Raw genomic sequence first — 1,428 nt, forward strand, 5'->3', positions numbered from 1 at the left:
CACTTTTGGGATTCAATCCGATGCTCCACTCTTTGAAGAGCGCATCGTTCGGCGCGGAAAACCGGGTCCACTTTTCCGCACTATGCGCTAGCCAAGCACGCATCCCTTGATACCGCGGTAATGGATCACGGCCGTGGGCGCCAAGACAGCTTACATCGAACCCGGCAGCCCGTGGGAGAACGGCTACTGCGAGAGCTTCAACTCGAAGCTTCGAGATGAACTGCTGAAAGGAGAGGTCTTCTACACCCTACGGGAGGCGCAGGTGACTATCGAAAATTGGCGCCGGCACTACAACTCCGTGCGCCCGCACTCATCCTTGGGCTACTGGCCGCCTGCACCAGAGGTCTTAGAGGCTGGTGAGCAATTATCTTTCCTTTCGCGTGAGGCGCCGCAGCAGGATGCGGCTCATGGCGAGATAGAGCAGCATCTCGCCGGTCTCGACCAGGCGTTCGTAGTCCTTGGCGAGCCGCCGGTTGGTGGTAAGCCACGCCAGTGTTCGCTCCACTACCCACCTTCGCGCGAGCACCTGAAAGCCGCTCGGGCGCGTCGGCGGCTCTGATCCAGCCTTCATCCAGACGCCGCCCGTCCACCAGTGTTGCGGGATCGACAGCCTCCAGCCCAGCGCCTTGCAAAGCCAATCCTTCAATCCTCGATAAGCCATGTCGGCCCACATCAGCTCGATGGCCGGGAAGAGATGCTGCAGACCCGAGAGCAAGATCTCGGCTCCGGCACGGTCGTGGATGTCGGCTGGATGCACGCTGTTCTTCAGCAGATTTCCTTGCGTATCAACAAGAAGATGGCGCTTGCGGCCCTTGATCTTTTTACCGCCATCGTATCCACGCGGTCCGCCCATCTCAGTGGTTTTAACTGATTGGCTGTCGAGGATCGCCGCAGTCGGCTGAGGATTGCGGCCGATCTTACAGCGATAACTCTCCCGGAGAACCTGGGTCACGTGCTCCCAGGTGCCGTCCTCGCGCCACTGGGCATAGTGGTAAAAGACGGCACCACGCGGGGGATACTCATGCGGCAGCAGCCGCCATTGGGCTCCGGTGCGCAGCAGATAGAAAATTGCATCGACGATGCGCCGCAACGGGTAGGTCTGCCGCCGCCCGGCGGGATGGCTGCGAGGGACAAGGGGCGCGAGCAGCGCCCATTCGGCATCATTGAGATCACTGGCGTAGGAACAGACATCCATGGCGGGGCTCCCGGATCATCAAACAGCCCACATCCGCAGCAGCGGTCAGCACCAAACCTATGGCGAATCAAACACTTAAAGCGAGCAATAAAATTGCTCGCCAGCCTCTTAGAGATGTTTGATCCCGGGGTTTGATGGTGCATTCTTATCGCCGGAATGGAGGGATGCGCTATGGGCCAGGTTCTCCATGGGAGCGCCACAACGACAGAGGCAGTCCGTCGAGCAATACAGCA

The 1,428-nt window shown here is 59.7% G+C and carries 1 protein-coding gene and 1 pseudogene; one reads left to right on the top strand and one right to left on the bottom strand.

Translation table 11 applies throughout. The features are described from left to right. Positions 1-121: 121 nt before the first annotated feature. Positions 122-349, top strand: a pseudogene (locus ACS5Q1_RS45540) (integrase core domain-containing protein); the annotation flags it as partial. A gap of 15 nt (positions 350-364) precedes the next feature. On the opposite strand, the gene ACS5Q1_RS45545 reads toward ACS5Q1_RS45540, so the two are convergent. Then, entirely contained in the window at positions 365-1,195 is an 831-nt protein-coding gene (locus tag ACS5Q1_RS45545; protein WP_473104397.1) for an IS5 family transposase, read from the bottom strand. Positions 1,196-1,428: the final 233 nt, after the last annotated feature.

The sequence above is a fragment of the Microvirga sp. GN3 genome (assembly GCF_055792825.1).